Genomic DNA, 1,196 nt, shown 5'->3' on the forward strand with positions numbered 1-1,196 from the left:
GTTGCCCGGCGGTGACGGGCTGTCACCGGTGACCAGCGCCCTGGTGCACGGCCTGGCGGAAGCGGCTCGTAGCTGGTAATTGTCCTCATCTGTTGAATGGAGTTGTTGGTGGCCAAGGATTTTCGTTTCGGAATGAGCATGCGCTTCATCAAATCGCGCGAGGCATTCGTCGAGAAGGTGAAGCGTGCCGAAGACGTCGGATTCGACATTCTCTGTGTGCCGGACCATTTGGGGGCGGCCTCCCCGATCGCCGCGCTGACCGCGGCCGCCATGGTCACCACACGACTCAAGCTCAGCATGTATGTGCTCAACGCCGCCTTCTACAAGCCGGCCCTGCTCAGCCGGGACCTCGGCGACGTGGACAAGCTGAGCGACGGCCGTCTCGAGATCGGGCTTGGAACCGGTTACGTGCGAGAGGAATTCGAGGCGGCCGAGCTGCCGTATCCCAGCGCAGGCGCGCGGGTCGACTACCTGAAACACATGACGGTCTATCTCGAAGAGCATCACCCGAAGACGCCGATCCTCATCGCCGGCAATGGCGACCGGGTGTTGACCATCGCCGCCCAGCACGCCCACATCATCGGGCTGACCGGTTCGCGGGTGAAGGAGGCCGACGATCCGCTGACCGAACGTATCGAGTTCGTCCGCAGCGCCGCCGGCGACCGATTCGACTCGCTGGAGTTGAACCTGGCGATCACCGCTCTGCCGGCCGAAGGTGAGACCATGCCTGACCTGAGGATGACCCGGCAATATGCCCCGGAGCTGTCCGACGAGGAGCTGCTCGAGCAGACCTCGGTGCTGAGTGGGACGCCGCGTGAGATGGCCGACCGGCTGAACTTCTACCGCGAGAAGTACGGGGTCACGTCCGTCACAGTGCAGGACAACCACATCAAGAACTTCGCGAACGTCATCGCGGAGCTGCGCTGAGCCCGTCGGTGCGCACGCGGCCGGTAAGCTCAGGCGGTCCGCCCTCGTAGCTCAGGGGATAGAGCACGGCTCTCCTAAAGCCGGTGTCGCAGGTTCGAATCCTGCCGGGGGCACTCAAGGCCTGCTATGACCTCGGCTGATGTGTGACATTTCGTCTTCGGCTGATGGGTGACAGTGTTTCGGTTGATGCGTGACACCTACTTCGGTTGATCCGTGACACTCCCTGGATGAGGGAGTTGAGCGTGGCCGAGCAGAGGTATCAGGCCGTG

The 1,196-nt window shown here is 63.0% G+C and carries 1 protein-coding gene and 1 tRNA gene; both read left to right on the top strand.

All coding sequences use genetic code 11. The features are described from left to right. Window positions 1-102 precede the first annotated feature (102 nt). On the top strand, window positions 103-927 hold the full coding sequence (locus tag A9X03_RS00085) for an LLM class F420-dependent oxidoreductase (protein WP_082974391.1): 825 nt from the start codon (window positions 103-105) through the stop codon (window positions 925-927). 40 nt (window positions 928-967) lie between these two features. Next, window positions 968-1,040, top strand: a tRNA-Arg gene (locus A9X03_RS00090). Window positions 1,041-1,196 lie beyond the last annotated feature (156 nt).

Source organism: Mycobacterium sp. E1715, assembly GCF_001667625.1.
GTDB lineage: Bacteria > Actinomycetota > Actinomycetes > Mycobacteriales > Mycobacteriaceae > Mycobacterium.